Consider the following 15,931-nt stretch of genomic DNA (forward strand, 5'->3'; position numbering starts at 1 on the left):
GCCCCTGCTTCCGGGGGGGTCCTCAGCGGCGGCGCAGCAGCAGTTCGGTGTTGCGGTCGGCCGGCTGGCCGGCGAGCGAGGTGTCGGAGCCGGGCGCGTTGAAGGCCAGTTCGCGGTAGAGGGAGGCCAGCCCCGTCTGCGACAGGTCGTGGAAGTCGGTGCGGTACGGGGCGGCCGACTCGATGAGCGTGGTGAACAGGGAGATCGTGCCGTCCTGGTTGTCGGTGACCTCGATGACGCGGGCGAGCTGGGGGTAGTCCACGTGCGAGGCGGTGGAGATCTCCCAGAAGCTGCCGCGGGGGCGGATGCGGTTGCGGTGGCTGTGGCCGTTGATCCAGGCCAGGACGTTGGTGTGGCGCTGCAGGAGGGCGACGACCTCGTCGCCGCCGTGCCGCTTGTCCCCCGGCCGGGCGGGGTCGGGCGTCATGTTGCTCATGCTCCAGCTCGGGTGGTGGCTGAAGACCAGGGCGTACTGGTCCTTGTGGGCGGTCAGGGTGCGCTCCAGCCACTGCAGCTGGGCGGTGCCGAGAGAGCCCTGGTAGTGGCCGCCGGGGTCGGTGGAGTCGATGCTGATGCCGATGACCTTCTCGGAGACGGGGAAGGTGTAGTAGAGGTTGCCCGTCTCCAGGTTGGCGCGGGTGTAGCCGTGGCCGAGCGGCCCGCGGCCGGTGTGCCGGGGGTCGAGGTGGGCAGCGACGTACTGCCGGGCGGTCAGGGGCACCCGGCGCGGGTCGGGCGTGACGGTGCGCATTTCCTTGCTGTGCGCCTTGAGCAGGGACTCCACGCGCTTGCCCTTGGGGTCGGCGCCGTCCGCCTCGCCGGCCATGAGCCACTTGGCCTCGGCGGGCGGGATGTACTGCAGCTTGCGGTTGCCGACGCAGACGTCGGCGATGAAGGAGCCGGCCGCGGGGTAGCAGCCGCCGGAGAGCAGGTCGTGGTTGCCGAAGGTGGAGTACCAGGGGATGTTCAGGCCGGGGCTGTTCACGGCGCGGCAGGCGGCGGCCAGGTAGCCGTCGATGCGCGGGTAGCCGAGCTGTTTGTCCTGGTCGCGCACGGAGCTCTCGGGGTGCCAGAAGGTCTTGAGGTTGCTGTTCTGGACGCCCTCGTAGTGGTGCGGATCGCCGGTCTGGGGGTCGATGCGGCCGCCGCTGAGTGCGGTGAGGAACCACTCGACCTCGATCTTCGCGTTCTCGTCGCCGTTGTCGCCGGTGGTGACGACGAAGGAGAGCGGGCTGCCGGTGACCGGGCCGCGCCGCAGCTTGTTCACGCGCTCGACGAGGGAGACGATGCCGGGCAGCGTGAGGGCCTCGTGCGGGCGCCAGGCGCCGGGCTCGCCGGAGCGGAAGAACTCGTAGCGCAGCGGGTGCTGGACGTCCGTCAGGTGCAGGTCGGTGAACTGCACGAAGCAGGCCAGCGTGGTGCGCCGGTCCTCGCGCCGGCCGCCGGCCGCGGCCAGTTCGGCGCGCACCTGCCGCGGCCAGCCCGGCCCGTCGCCCAGCCTGCGGTAGCCGCCGCTGCCGCGCGGGGCGGCCACGGAGACGAGGGTGGTGCCGGCGGCGGTGGGCGCGGCCTCGGCGGTGGCGGTGGTGCTCGCGGTGGCCGTCGCCGTGGCGCTCGCGGCCGCCTGGGGGGCGGGCGTCGGGTCGGCGGGTGCGGCACCGGCCGGGCTGCTGCCGGCGCCCAGGCCGAGGCCCAGGCCCGCGGTCGTGGCGCCCGCGGCGGCCAGGAAGGTGCGGCGGTCCAGCGGTGAGTCTGCGGTCCTGCGGGCTCTGCGGTGCATGGCGGTCTCCCCGAGTGCGAACGCGAAGGCTGGCGATCCGGAGCGCGGCCGGCGGACCCCGGCCACGGGGATGCTTGGCACCCCGGGTGACCTGGGCGTGAACGGGGCCGCAACGATCGCCGCCGGGCACCTCACATGGATCTTGGCTACTGCGAATGGACATACACCACTCGTCCCCTCGTGCGCTGACACTCACTCAGCGTTCACCCGCGGGGGAAGCGTTGGGCCCGGCAGCGGGGCGATCCTTTGGTCCGTTTGTCCTACAGTCACCGGACCGCGCCACCGGACCGGGGCCCTCCCCCGACCGCTTCGTGGTCCGTCGCCCCGTTTCATCCCGCCCTGCCCCCTGGCGGGTTTACGCCATCCTTATCCTCACGCCCCGGCAACTCTCCCCGAAACCACATCACTTCCATCAAAGTGGGCGATCACCCGGCTCCGATTTCCGGACGCCGCGTCGTCGTACCTTTTGCGTTTCCTCTTCGTTCCCTCAGCTCCGCCTTTTGTCACCCGCTCACCACTGACAAGCCCAGGGATGCCCATGCAAGCCACCCCCGAAGGCGCCGCGGCCGGTGCCGTGGACGCACCCCCCGCGCGCGCGAGACGCACGGCCCGAATAGCCGTCGCGGCCTCCCTCGTGGCCGCCCTCACCGCCGCGGGCGCCGCCCCCGCCCTCGCCGACGACCCCGTGCCCGCCCCGGGTGCGGTCGAACCGTCCAAGGGGCCCGCGGACAAGCTCGGTTCGCAGGACGCCTCCCTGCTCGCCAAGGCCAAGGCCGAGGGCGACAGGACGGTCACCATGATGATCGCCACCACCCCGGGCCAGACCGGCCAGGTCGCCCGCAAGCTGGACGCGATCAAGGGCGCCTCGGTGGGCCAGGCGTACGACAAGCTCGGCTACGTACGGGCCACGGTGCCCATCGCCAAGGCCGACGACGCCATCGACGAGGCGAAGAAGCTGGCCTCCGTGCACGGCATCGACCTCAAGCAGGAGATACCCCTGCCGGACCCGACGCCCCGCGCGGACACCGCCTCCGGCGCCCCCCGTGCGGCCAAGGGCCGCACCTACCCGGGGCCCGGCAAGGACACCCCGGCGAAGAACCCCTACCAGCCGGCCTTCGAGACCGGCGCCGTCGACTTCGTCGAGGACCACCCGCAGGCCGACGGCCGCGGCGTGACCATCGGCATCCTCGACTCCGGCATCGACCTGGCCCACCCGGCGCTGCAGAGGACCACCACCGGCGAGCGCAAGATCGTCGACTGGGTGACCGCGACCGACCCGCTCACCGACTCCGACGACACCTGGCTGCCGATGACGCAGGACGTCTCGGGCCCGTCCTTCTCCTTCAACGGCCGCACCTACACCGCTCCGGCGGGCGGCGGCAGCTACCAGGTCGCGCTGTTCCGCGAGAGCGCCACGACCGGCGGCGATATGAAGGGCGACCTCAACCGGGACGGCGACACCACCGACTCCTGGGCCGTGCTGTACGACAAGGCCAAGGGCACCGTCCGCGTCGACCTCGACGACGACGGCGACTTCGGCAACGACGAGGAGATGAAGCCGTACAAGGACGGCTTCCAGGTCGGGTACTTCGGCAAGGACGACCCCAAGACCCCCATCGCCGAGCGCATCCCGTTCGTCGTGCAGATCCGCAAGGACGTGCCGATGGACCCCAAGGGCGGCTCGTGGGTCGGCAAGAAGGCCGACTTCGTCAACATCGGCGTCATCGAGTCCGAGCACGGCACGCACGTCGCCGGCATCACCGCCGCCAACGGCCTGTTCGGCGGGCGGATGAAGGGCGCTGCGCCCGGCGCCCGGCTCGTCTCCTCCCGGGCCTGCACCTGGACGGGCGGCTGCACCAACATCGCCCTGACCGAGGGCATGATCGACCTCGTCGTCAACCACGGCGTCGACATCGTGAACATGTCCATCGGCGGGCTGCCCGCGCTCAACGACGGCAACAACGCCCGCTCCGAGCTGTACACCCGCCTCATCGACACCTACGGCGTCCAGCTGGTGATCTCCGCGGGCAACAGCGGCCCCGGCGCCAACACCATCGGCGACCCCGCCCTGGCCGACAAGGTCCTCAGCGTCGGCGCCTCCATCTCCAAGGAGACCTGGGCGGCCAACTACGGCTCGGAGGTGAAGACCAAGTACGCCATGATGCCCTTCTCCTCCCGCGGCCCGCGCGAGGACGGCGGCTTCACCCCGACCATCACCGCCCCCGGCGCGTCGATCAACACCACGCCGACCTGGGAGCCGGGCGCGCCCGTCAAGGAGGCCGGCTACGACCTGCCGCCCGGCTACGGCATGCTGCAGGGCACCTCGATGGCCTCCCCGCAGGCCGCCGGCGCCTCCGCACTGCTGATCTCGGCCGCCAAGCAGAAGCACATGAAGCTCACCCCCGCCGACCTGCGCACGGCACTGACCGGCACCGCGAAGAAGATCAAGGGCGCGCAGGCGTACGAGCAGGGCTCCGGCCTGATCGACATCAACGAGGCGTGGGAGGCCCTGCGCGAGGGCGCCACCGCCCACGACTACACGGTCAAGGCGCCGGTGAACACCGTGCTGGCCGGCAGGCTGAAGACCCCGGGCTTCGGCACCGGCCTGTACGACCGCGAGGGCGGCCTGAAGGCCGGCGAGACGCGCACCTACGACGTGACCGTCACCCGGACCTCCGGCCCGGACCGGCCCGTGTGGCACGAGCTGAAGTGGCGCACCAACGACGGCACCTTCTCGCTCGTCGGCGACGACGAGGTGAAGCTGCCGCTGAACAAACCGGTCACCGTCAAGGTGAAGGCCAAGGCCAAGGCGGCGGGCATCCACAGCGCGATCCTGACCGTCGACGACGACCGCACCGAGGGCATCGACAAGCAGATCATGACGACCGTCGTGGTCGCGGACCCGGTCGCTGCGCCCTCGTACACCGTGCAGAAGTCGGGAACGGCCACGCGCAACGCCACGACCTCCTACTTCGTGACCGTGCCCAAGGGTGCGAAGAGCCTCGAGGTGGCCCTCGGCGGCCTGGCCGCCGGCAGCCAGACCCGCTTCATCGCGATCAACCCCTACGGCGTACCGGTCGACCCGACCTCCACGCCGAACTGCTACCCGAACTACCCGAACCCCCAGAACACCTGCCGTCCGGACCTGCGGTCGTACACGAACCCGCTGCCGGGCGTCTGGGAGATCGAGGTGGAGTCCCGCCGCACGTCGCCGCTGCTGGAGAACCCCTACCAGCTGACGATCACCGCCAAGGACGTCACCGGCTGACACAGGCGCCGGCTGACACAGGACAGGGCGGGGCGGGTGCGGCTTTCGCACCCGCCCCGCCCCGTCCCGCCGCAACGCAGGGTGCAGGCTTGCGACACAGCGTGACGATCTGTGTTCGGATCCACGGCCAAAGGATTGGACTTCCACCCCCGGTCCACCCGCATGATGGAACCGTAGACCCAGGTCAGCCGTCGTTGGACGTACGTGCTGAACGGCAAGTAGGGAGTCCTCGTGAGGATCGGAATCGTCGGAGCCACCGGTCAGGTCGGCGGAGTCATGCGCAAGATCCTGGCCGACCGGAAATTCCCGGTCAGCGAGCTGCGCCTGTTCGCCTCGGCCCGCTCCGCCGGTACGACCCTGCCGTACGAGGGCAAGGACATCACCGTCGAGGACGCCGCCACCGCCGACTACACCGGTCTGGACATCGTGCTCTTCTCCGCCGGCGGCGCCACCTCCAAGGCGCTGGCCGAGAAGGTCGCCGGCCAGGGCGCCGTGGTGATCGACAACTCCTCGGCCTGGCGCCGGGACCCCGAGGTGCCGCTGGTGGTCTCCGAGGTCAACCCGCACGCGATCAAGCAGCGGCCCAAGGGCATCATCGCCAACCCGAACTGCACCACCATGGCCGCCATGCCGGTGCTCAAGCCGCTGCACGAGGAGGCGGGGCTGACCGCGCTGGTCGCCACCACCTACCAGGCCGTCTCCGGCTCGGGCCTGGCGGGCGTCGCCGAGCTCGACGGGCAGGTGCGCAAGGTCGCCGACCGGGCGGCGGAGCTCACCCACGACGGCGGGGCCGTGGACTTCCCGGAGCCGGGCGTCTACAAGCGCACCATCGCCTTCAACGTGCTGCCGCTGGCCGGCGCGGTCGTCGACGACGGCAGCTTCGAGACGGACGAGGAGCAGAAGCTCCGCAACGAGTCCCGCAAGATCCTGGAGATCCCGGAGCTGAAGGTGTCGGGCACCTGCGTGCGCGTGCCGGTCTTCTCCGGCCACTCGCTGCAGGTCAACGCCCGCTTCGCGCGTCCGCTGAGCGTCGAGCGCGCCTACGAGCTGCTGGGGGACGCCCCCGGCGTGGAGCTGTCGGAGATCCCGACCCCGCTGCAGGCGGCGGGCAAGGACGTCTCCTACGTGGGCCGCATCCGCGTCGACGAGACCGTCGAGCACGGTCTGGCGCTGTTCCTCTCCAGCGACAACCTGCGCAAGGGCGCGGCGCTGAACGCCGTCCAGATCGCCGAGCTGGTCGCGGCCGAGCTGCGCGGCTGATCGTTTGAGCACGAGCGAAGGGGCGGGCCCGGTGCGGGCCCGCCCCTTGGCGCATCCGCCGTCAGCGTACGCACCGCCACGCAGCGCGACGGGCGTGGAAGGATGGCCGGACCCATCGCGACGTTGAAGGAGATGCCCACGTGCCCGGTACGAATCTGACCCGCGAGGAAGCGCAGGAGCGGGCGCGGCTGCTCACCCTGGACGCGTACGAGGTCGAGCTCGACCTCTCCGGCGCGCAGGAGGGCGGCACCTTCCGCTCGGAGACCGTCGTGCGCTTCGATGCCGCCGAGGCCGCCGACACCTTCATCGACCTGGTGGCCCCCACCGTGCACGAGGTCGTGCTGAACGGCACCGCGCTGGAGCCGGCCGAGGTCTTCGCCGACAGCCGGATCGCGCTGCCGGGCGTGGTCGCCGGCCGCAACGAGCTGCGGGTGGTCGCCGACTGCGCGTACACCAACACCGGTGAGGGCCTGCACCGCTTCGTCGACCCGGTCGACCAGCAGGCGTATCTGTACACGCAGTTCGAGGTGCCCGACGCCCGCCGCGTCTTCGCCTCCTTCGAGCAGCCCGACCTGAAGGCGACGTTCCGCTTCACGGTGAAGGCCCCCGAGGGCTGGACCGTGATCTCCAACTCCCCCACCCCCGAGCGCCCGGCCGACGACGTCTGGCGCTTCGAGCCGACGCCGCGCATCTCCACCTACATCACCGCGCTGATCGCCGGCCCGTACCACTCGGTGCACAGCAGCTACGAGAAGGACGGGCAGGTCGTGCCGCTGGGCATCTACTGCCGTCCGTCGCTGGCGGAGTTCCTCGACGCGGACGCCATCTTCGAGGTCACCCGGCAGGGCTTCGACTGGTTCCAGGAGAAGTTCGACTACGCGTACCCCTTCGCCAAGTACGACCAGCTCTTCGTGCCGGAGTTCAACGCGGGCGCCATGGAGAACGCGGGCGCGGTCACCATTCGCGACCAGTACGTCTTCCGCTCGAAGGTCACCGACGCCGCCTACGAGGTGCGCGCCGAGACGATCCTGCACGAGCTCGCCCACATGTGGTTCGGCGACCTGGTGACCATGGAGTGGTGGAACGACCTGTGGCTGAACGAGTCGTTCGCCACCTACACCTCCATCGCCTGCCAGGCCGCCGCCCCCGGCAGCCGCTGGCCGCACTCGTGGACCACCTTCGCCAACTCCATGAAGACGTGGGCCTACCGGCAGGACCAGCTGCCCTCCACCCACCCGATCATGGCCGAGATCCGCGACCTGGACGACGTGCTCGTCAACTTCGACGGCATCACCTACGCCAAGGGCGCCTCCGTCCTCAAGCAGCTGGTGGCCTACGTCGGCGAGGACGCCTTCTTCCGCGGCGTGCAGGCGTACTTCAAGGCGCACGCCTACGGCAACACTCGCCTGTCCGACCTGCTGGGCGCGCTGGAGAAGACCAGCGGCCGCGACCTGAGCACCTGGTCGAAGAAGTGGCTGGAGACCGCCGGCATCAACATCCTGCGCCCGGAGGTCACCACCGACGCCGCCGGCGCCATCACCTCCTTCGCCGTCCGCCAGGAGGCCCCCGCCCTGCCCGCCGGCGCCAAGGGCGAGCCGGTCCTGCGCCCGCACCGCATCGCCATCGGCCTGTACGAGCTCGAAGGCGGCAAGCTGGTGCGCACCGACCGCATCGAGCTCGACGTCGACGGCGAGCGCACCGAGGTCCCGCAGCTGGTGGGCAGGCAGCGCCCGGCCGTGGTCCTGCTCAACGACGACGACCTGTCGTACGCCAAGGTGCGCCTGGACGCCGAGTCGCTGGCCACCGTCACCCAGCACCTGGGCGACTTCGAGCAGTCGCTGCCGCGCGCCCTGTGCTGGGCCTCGGCCTGGGACATGACCCGCGACGGCGAGATGGCCACCCGCGACTACCTGGACCTGGTGCTCTCGGGCATCGACAAGGAGTCCGACATCGGCGTGGTGCAGTCGCTGCAGCGCCAGGTGAAGACCGCCCTCGACCTGTACGCCGCCCCCACCTGGCGCGAGAGCGGCCTGGCGAAGTGGAGCGAGGCCGCCCTCGCCCACCTGCGCGCGGCCGCCGCGGGCAGCGACCACCAGCTGGCCTGGGCGCGGGCCTTCGCCGCCACCGCCCGCACCGACGAGCAGCTCGACCTCGTGGCCGGGCTGCTGGAGGGCACCGAGACCATCGAGGGTCTGGCCGTCGACACCGAGCTGCGCTGGGACCTGCTCGGCCGGCTGGCCGCCACCGGCCGCGCGGACGAGAAGGCCATCGAGGCCGAGCTGGAGCGCGACCGCACCTCCGCCGGCGAGCAGCACGCCGCCTGGGCGCGCGCCGCGCGCCCGACGGCCGCGGCCAAGGCCGAGGCGTGGGCGTCCGTGATCGAGTCCGACACGCTGCCCAACGCCGTCCAGGAGTCGGTCATCGGCGGCTTCCAGCAGGCGGACCAGCGCGAGCTGCTCGCCGGCTACGCCGAGAAGTACTTCGCGTGCGTCAAGGACGTCTGGAACGGTCGCAGCCACGAGATGGCCCAGCAGATCGCGATCGGCCTGTACCCCGTGCTGCAGGTCTCCGAGGCCACGCTGGCCGCCACGGACGCCTGGCTGGCCTCGGCCGAGCCGAACGCCGCGCTGCGCCGCCTGGTCACCGAGGCGCGCTCCGGCGTCGAGCGCGCCCTGAAGGCGCAGGCCGCGGACGCCGCGGCGACGGCGTAGTCAGCACCTCACCGGCGAAAGCGCCGGACGGGCCGGGTGGCCCGTCCGGCGTTCTCGTCATCCCTGACGGGCGGCCCGCCGGGCCAGGATCGCCGCGCGCCGCTCGTCGAACTTGCGCGCCTGCGTGTCCAGGTCGCCCAGGAACAGCCCCAGCTCCTCCTGCGCCTGCAGGCCCTCCGGCCCGAGGCCGTCGATCTCCAGGACCTTCAGGAAGCGCAGCACCGGCTGCAGCACGTCGTCGTGGTGGATGCGCAGGTTGTAGATGCCGCCGAGGGCGATCTGCGCGGCGGCGCGCTCGAAGCCGGGGATGCCGTGGCCGGGCATCCTGAAGCCGGTGACCACGTCGCGCACGGCGCTCATGGTCTGGTCGGGCGCCAGCTCGAAGGCCTTCGCGAGCAGGTTGCGGTAGAAGACCATGTGCAGGTTCTCGTCGGTGGCGATGCGCGCGAGCATGCGGTCGCAGACCGGGTCGCCGGAGTGGTGGCCGGTGTTGCGGTGCGAGATGCGGGTGGCCAGTTCCTGGAAGGCGACGTAGGCGACCGAGTGCAGCATGCTGTGGCGGTTGTCGGACTCGAAGCCCTCGCTCATGTGCGCCATGCGGAAGCGCTCCAGCTCCACCGGGTCGACGGCGCGCGAGGTGAGCAGGTAGTCGCGCATCACGATGCCGTGCCGGCCCTCCTCGGCCGTCCAGCGGTGCACCCAGGTGCCCCAGGCGCCGTCGCGGCCGAAGAGCGTGGCGATCTCGTGGTGGTAGCTGGGCAGGTTGTCCTCGGTCAGCAGGTTGACGACGAGGGCGACGCGACCGATGTCGGTGACCTTCGACTGCTCGGGCGCCCAGGCATCACCGCCCAGGGGGCCGTCGAAGTTCCGGCCGTCGCTCCACGGCACGTACTCGTGCGGCATCCATTCCTTGGCCACCTTCAGGTGCCGGTTGAGCTCGGCCTCGACGACCTCTTCGAGGGCGTACAGCAGGCGGGCGTCGCTGAGGACGGCACGGCCGTCGTGGGCGGGGGCGAGGGTCACGTGCGGCTCCTGGGCGATCATCACCTACGGCTCCGTAGGTTACGACACCGTAAGTTAGCGGTCCGGCAAACGCCAAAGCCAGTGGCCTCTACACGTAAAAGGGCCGGGGAAGGGCCGGGAAAAGGGCAGCGAAAAGGACGGCACCATGCGGTGCCGGCCTTCCGGGAAGCGATCGGGGTGAGGACCCTAGCGCGTGGCGCGCGGGTAGTGCGTCTGCGCGGCGTGGGTACGGGCGTTGTCGGAGTTCCGGGACAGCACCATGGTCAGGCCCGCGATGACCAGGAACAGCACGATCGGGGCCGCCACGTACAGACCGAGCGTGTTCAGCACGCTCAGGCCGGGGCCCGGGTCGTCGCCGTCGTCGCGGGTGAGCGCGAACGCGGGGGACGACATCAGCAGCATCAGCATCGTGCCGGCAGAGATCGCACCGGCGCGCACGGCGTTCTTGTTGACCTTATTGCTCACGGCCTCAACGTATCGGACCCCTGCTCGGGCCGCGCGCCCGGGGTGGCCTATCGGGGGCCGCGGGCCGCCACCACGTCCTCCATCAGCGCGTGCAGCCGGGGCGAGGCCACCAGTTCCTCCAGGGACAGCGGGCGGCCGCGGGCGTCGGCGACCGGCAGCCGCCAGTTCGGGTACTGGTCCCAGGTGCCCGGCAGGTTCTGCGGCCGGCGGTCGCCGACGGTGTCCGGCAACCAGATCCCGACCAGCCGGGCCGGGGTGCGCAGCAGGAAGCGGTGCACGGCCCGTACGGCCGCCTCCTCGTCCCCCGGGCCCTCCGGCAGCAGCCCCAGGCGCACGAAGCCGGCCAGCCACTCGGCCACGTCCATGGCGTCCTCGCGCTGCTCCTCCTGGAGCGGGCGGGCCAGCAGCCCCAGGCGGTGACGCAGCTCCACGTGCTCGCCGGTCAGCCGGGCGGCGGTGCTGGGCAGGTCGTGGGTGGTGGCCGTCGCCAGGCAGGCGGAGCGCCATTTCTCGGGGGGCAGCGGCTCCTCGGCCGCTTCGTCCCCTTTTTTCCCGCCGGAGTCCCCGTACGTGCGCTCGAACCACAGCACCGAGGTACCGAGCACGCCGCGCTCCTGGAGCGTCTCGCGCACCCCCGGCTCGACCGTGCCCAGGTCCTCGCCGATGACGGCGGCCCCCGCGCGGTGCGCCTCCAGGGCCAGGACCGCGAGCATCGCCTCGTGGTCGTAGCGCACGTACGCGCCGCGCCGCGGCTCGTACCCCTGGGGCACCCACCACAGCCGGAACAGCCCCATCACGTGGTCGATGCGCAGGGCACCCGCGTGCCGCAGCAGGTGGCGCAGCAGCTCGCGGTACGGGGCGTGGCCGGTGGCGGCGAGGGCGTCGGGCCGCCAGGGCGGCAGGCCCCAGTCCTGGCCGTGCGGGCTGAAGGCGTCGGGGGGCGCGCCCACCGACATGCCGGCGGCGAAGGTCTCCTGCTGGGCCCAGGTGTCGGAGCCGGTGGGGTGGACGCCGACGGCGAGGTCGTGGACGAGGCCGATGCGCATGCCGGCCTCGCGGGCGGTGCGCTGGGCGGCGGCCAGCTGCCGGTCGGTGAGCCAGGCGAGCCAGCAGTGGAAGTCGACGCGGTCCAGCAGCTCGCCGCGGGCCCGGGCGGTGCGGGCCGAGCGCGGGTCGCGCAGGCCCGCCGGCCAGCTGCGCCAGTCGGGGCCGTGCACCTCGGCCAGGGCGCACCAGGTGGCGTGGTCGTCGAGGGCCTGGCCCTGGGCGGCGAGGAAGTCGTGGTAGGCGGCGCGCCGGCCGGGGCCCAGCGGGACGGTGCGCACCAGTTCCAGGGCGCGCCGCTTGAGGTCCCACACGGCGTCCCGGTCGATGAGGGCCGAGCGGACCAGCACGTCCTCGCGCAGGGCCGCGGCCCGCTCCAGCAGGTGCTCGGCCTCCTGCCGGGCGGCGCCGGCGAGGTGGGCGAACTCGGGCACCTCCTCGATGCGCAGGTGGACGGGGTCGGGGAAGCGGCGGGAGGAGGGGCGGTAGGGCGAGGGGTCGGTGGGCGGGCCGGGCACGGCCGAGTGCAGCGGGTTGACCTGCAGGAAGTCGCAGCCGAAGGTACGGCCGGACCAGGCGGCGAGCTCCGCGAGGTCGCCGAGGTCGCCCATGCCCCAGGAGCGGGCGGACAGCAGCGAGTACAGCTGGACCATGAAGCCGATGCCCCGCCCGGTGGGCCCGGGCAGCTGCCGGGGGGCGACGATCAGGGGCGCGCTCGCGGTGCGCCCGTCGGGGGTGCGGGCGCGCAGCAGGTGGCCGCCGAGCGGCAGCGCCTGCCCGCCGGGGTCGTCCCAGGGCAGGGTGCGGCCGTCCTCGGTCTCCACGCGCAGCACGGTGCCCTCGGGCAGCGCGGGCGGGCGCCCTGCCGTGCCGCGCACGACGACGGTGGGGGGCAGCAACCGGCCGCGGGCGGCGGCCTCGTGCGCTTCGAGGGCGTCGCGCACGGCCCGTGGTGTGGAGGCGTCGACGCCGAGGGCGGCGAGGACGGCGACGACAGTGTCCTCGGCGACCTTGACGGTGCGGCCGGGGCCGGCCTCGTAGGAGGTGGCCACGCCGTGCAGTTCGGCCAGGCGCGCCCTGCCCATCGAGACTCCGTCCATCAAGACCTCCGCGGTCGGCCCCGGTGCCGGACGCCTGATGCCCTACCCATGTGCGGTGGCCGTCGACACCTTGCGTTCCCTCATGTCGCTTTGACGCCTCTTCGGGCGGCTTCCGGATCGGTTCCGGGCCTGGTCCCGTTCGTTGTGCCGGGGGCATTACCGGCAGTTCGGGCAGGCGCGTTGACAGCTCACGGACCTGGTGATGGGCTCGACGCTCCACGGCGCGACGGCTAGGCGCGATGGCTAGGGGCGAGGAGCAGCAGACGGTGCGTTTCCCGGTCGAGGACCCCTCGTACGAAGGCGGCGGTGCGGCGGTGCCCGGCCGCGCGGTGGGCACCGGCCGGCTGGGCCGGCCCCGCCGGGCGGGGGTCACGGTGCTGGCGGCCGCCCTGCTGGGCGGGTTGCTGGGCAACGCCGCGGACGCCCTCGCCGACCCCCGGCCCGGCGACGAGCGGGCCGCGACGGCCGGTTCGCCGGACGCCCCGGACCGCGAGAGCGCGGGCGCGCTGCCGGCGGTGTGGCCGCGGCCCCAGTCGATGCGCGCCCAGGGCTCGTTCGTCCGAGTGGGTGACGAGGTCACCCTGATGGCGGAGCCGGGCACCGACCCGTACGCCCTGCAGGCGCTGAAGGACGTGCTGCGCGACGCCGGCGCGCGCACGGTCGTCGACGCCGCGCCGGGCGGCACCCCGCCGCCCGGCGGGCTGATCGTGCACGCCGGCGGACGGAGCGCCGAGGGCGCCCTGAAGGCGCTGGGCGCGCCGGCGGTGGGCGACCTGCCGGCGGGCGGCTACCGGCTTGCCACCGGTGTCGTCGACGGTCGGCCCGCTGTGGCGCTGGCGGGCGTGGGCGACGACGGGCTCTTCCACGCGGCCCAGACGCTGCGGCAGCTGGCCGTCGAGCGGGACGGCGGCAAGGGCTTCGCCGGCGCGCTGATCCGCGACTGGCCGACCACGGCGGTGCGCGGGCTGACCGAGGGCTTCTACGGCCAGCCGTGGTCGGCGCAGCAGCGGCTGGACCAGCTGGACTTCATGGGCCGCACCAAGCAGAACCGCTACCTGTACGCCCCCGGCGACGACCCCTACCGGCAGGCCCGCTGGCGCGATCCGTACCCGGCCGGGCGGCGCGCGGAGTTCCGGGCGCTGGCCGAGCGGGCGCGGCGCAACCACGTGACGCTGGGCTGGGCCGTGGCGCCGGGGCAGGCCATGTGCTTCTCCTCCGCCGCCGACCTGCGGGCCCTCAAGCGCAAGGTGGACGCGATGTGGGCGCTGGGGGTGCGCGCCTTCCAGCTGCAGTTCCAGGACGTCAGCTACAGCGAGTGGCACTGCGACGCGGACGCCGAGGAGTTCGGCTCCGGGCCGAAGGCGGCGGCGAAGGCGCAGGCGAAGGTGGCCGGCGAGCTGGCCCGGCACCTGGCCGCCAAGGGCCCCGGGGCGGCCCCGCTCTCCCTGCTGCCCACCGAGTACTACCAGGACGGGCGCACCGCCTTCCGGCGGGCGCTGGCGGAGAAGCTCGACAAGCGCGTCGAGGTGGCGTGGACGGGCGTGGGCGTGGTGCCCCGCACCATCACCGGCGGCGAACTGGCCGAGGCCCGCACGGCCTTCGGGCACCCGCTGGTGACCATGGACAACTACCCGGTCAACGACTTCGCGCAGGACCGTATCTTCCTCGGGCCGTACACCGGCCGCGAGCCGGCCGTGGCCGCGGGCTCCGCCGCGCTGCTGGCCAACGCGGCGGCGCAGGCCACCGCCTCGCGCATCCCGCTGTTCACCGCGGCCGACTTCGCCTGGAACCCGCGCGGCTACCGCCCGGAGGAGTCCTGGCGGGCGGCCGTGGCCGACCTCGCCTCGCTCGCGGGCGGCGACGCGGCGGCCCGCGACGCGCTGTTCGCGCTCGCCGGCAACGACGCGTCCTCGGTGCTCGGCGGCGAGGAGTCGGCGTACCTGCGGCCGCTGCTCGACGACTTCCGCGACGCGCTGTCCACCGCCGATGCCGGACGGCTCGAGACGGCCGCGGGCCGGCTGCGGGAGGCCTTCCGCACCATGGCCGGCGCCCCCGAGCGGCTCGGGCCGGCCCTCGGCGGCGAGGTGGGGCCCTGGCTGGACCAGCTGGGCTGGCACGGACAGGCCGGGCTGCAGGCCGTCGACATGCTCACCGCCCAGGCGCGCGGCGACGGCACGGCGGCCTGGCGGGCCCAGCTGGCGGTGCAGAAGCTGCGCGAGCGGATCGGCGCCGAGCGCGCGACCGTGGGACAGGGCGTCCTGGTGCCCTTCCTCGACCAGGCGCTGGCCCGCGCCAACGGCTGGACGGGAGTCGACCGGCCGGTACGCACCGCGGGCGCGGCCACCGACGGGGACGCCGCGACCGCGCTCACCCCGGCAGCGGGCACGCCCCTGGCCGTCCGGCTGCCCGAGCCGCGGCCGCTGACGGAGGTCACCCTGCTGACGGCGGACGCGCCGGGCGCCGGAGGCGTCGTGGAGGCCCACGACCCGGTGCGCGGCTGGCAGCAGCTGGGACCGGTGGCGGACGGCGGCTGGACGCAGCTGCCCGGCAAGGGGCTGCGGGCGGACGGCCTGCGCGTGGTGTGGGACCAGGGCGCGCAGCCGCCGGCCGTGCACGAGATCGCCCCCTGGTTCGACGACAGCCCCCGGGCCGAACTCGAACTGACGAACGATGGACAGGCCGAGGCGGAGATCGGCGGCCGGCCGGCCGTCGTCGGCATCCGCGTGATCAACCAGCGACCGGGGACGATCCGCGAGGCGCTGGCCGTCCAGGCTCCCAAGGGGGTGACCGTCACCGCCCCCGCCGAGGTCACGGCGGTCCGGGCGGGCGTCACCACGGCCCGCATCGAACTGTCGGTGCCCGCGGGGACCCCGGCCGGCACCTTCACCGTGCCCGTGCGGCTGGCGGGCCGCGAGCGGACCGTGACGGTCCGGGCGTACCCGGCGCTCGGGGGCGAGGACCTGGCGCGCGGCGGACGCACCACGCCGGCGGACGACGACGTGTGGTGGCAGCTCGAACTGGCGCGCCCGGTACGGCTGGGGCGTCTGGTGCCGCACTGGCAGGGCGGACGGCCGGGCCGCTACCGGGTGGAGGTGTCCGGGGACGGGCGCGGGTGGCGCGAGGTGCCGTTCACCACGGACGCCGGGGGCGGGCTGCGCCTGGACGCGCCCGGCACGCGCTTCGTGCGCCTGCGCGGCGACGGCGGCTACGCGGTGGGGCAGGTGGAGGCGTACGCGCTGCGGTAGCCCTGCGGGCGGCCGGGCCCCGACCCCGCCCTTTC

The 15,931-nt window shown here is 73.2% G+C and carries 7 protein-coding genes and 1 pseudogene; 4 read left to right on the plus strand and 4 right to left on the minus strand.

Features of this window, described 5'->3' with window-relative positions; translation table 11 throughout:
* Positions 1-22 precede the first annotated feature (22 nt).
* Positions 23-1,780, minus strand: coding sequence for a TIGR03767 family metallophosphoesterase (locus ABD361_RS09235; RefSeq protein ID WP_344434384.1), 1,758 nt, complete (start codon positions 1,778-1,780; stop codon positions 23-25).
* 538 nt (positions 1,781-2,318) lie between these two features.
* On the opposite strand from ABD361_RS09235, the pseudogene ABD361_RS09240 reads away from it, so the two are divergent.
* The 3 genes and pseudogenes from ABD361_RS09240 to pepN form a co-directional block, all read left to right on the plus strand.
* Positions 2,319-5,024: pseudogene (locus ABD361_RS09240) on the plus strand (S8 family serine peptidase); the annotation flags it as partial.
* A 255-nt stretch (positions 5,025-5,279) separates the two neighbouring features.
* A complete protein-coding gene (locus tag ABD361_RS09245) occupies positions 5,280-6,308 on the plus strand; it encodes an aspartate-semialdehyde dehydrogenase (RefSeq protein WP_344434385.1) in 1,029 nt (342 codons plus the stop codon).
* A gap of 140 nt (positions 6,309-6,448) precedes the next feature.
* Positions 6,449-9,019 (plus strand): aminopeptidase N, encoded by a 2,571-nt coding sequence (gene pepN, locus ABD361_RS09250; protein ID WP_344434386.1) that lies wholly within the window; start codon positions 6,449-6,451, stop codon positions 9,017-9,019.
* 57 nt (positions 9,020-9,076) lie between these two features.
* Here pepN and ABD361_RS09255 read toward each other — a convergent pair whose 3' ends face one another.
* From ABD361_RS09255 to malQ, 3 genes are all read right to left on the minus strand, one after another.
* Positions 9,077-10,042, minus strand: coding sequence for an acyl-ACP desaturase (locus ABD361_RS09255; protein WP_344434599.1), 966 nt, complete (start codon positions 10,040-10,042; stop codon positions 9,077-9,079).
* Positions 10,043-10,228: 186 nt separating this feature from the next.
* Positions 10,229-10,507 carry a hypothetical protein gene (locus ABD361_RS09260; RefSeq protein ID WP_344434387.1) on the minus strand — a complete coding sequence of 93 codons (279 nt, stop codon included), beginning with the start codon at positions 10,505-10,507 and terminating at the stop codon, positions 10,229-10,231.
* Between the two features lie 47 nt (positions 10,508-10,554).
* On the minus strand, positions 10,555-12,636 hold the full coding sequence (gene malQ / locus ABD361_RS09265) for a 4-alpha-glucanotransferase (protein ID WP_344434600.1): 2,082 nt from the start codon (positions 12,634-12,636) through the stop codon (positions 10,555-10,557).
* Between the two features lie 281 nt (positions 12,637-12,917).
* Here malQ and ABD361_RS09270 point away from each other — a divergent pair, with 281 nt between their 5' ends.
* A complete protein-coding gene (locus tag ABD361_RS09270; RefSeq protein ID WP_425583186.1) occupies positions 12,918-15,896 on the plus strand; it encodes a beta-N-acetylglucosaminidase domain-containing protein in 2,979 nt (992 codons plus the stop codon).
* Positions 15,897-15,931: the final 35 nt, after the last annotated feature.

Origin of the sequence: Streptomyces luteosporeus, from assembly GCF_039532865.1 — a bacterium.
Taxonomy (GTDB): Bacteria; Actinomycetota; Actinomycetes; order Streptomycetales; family Streptomycetaceae; genus Streptomyces; species Streptomyces luteosporeus.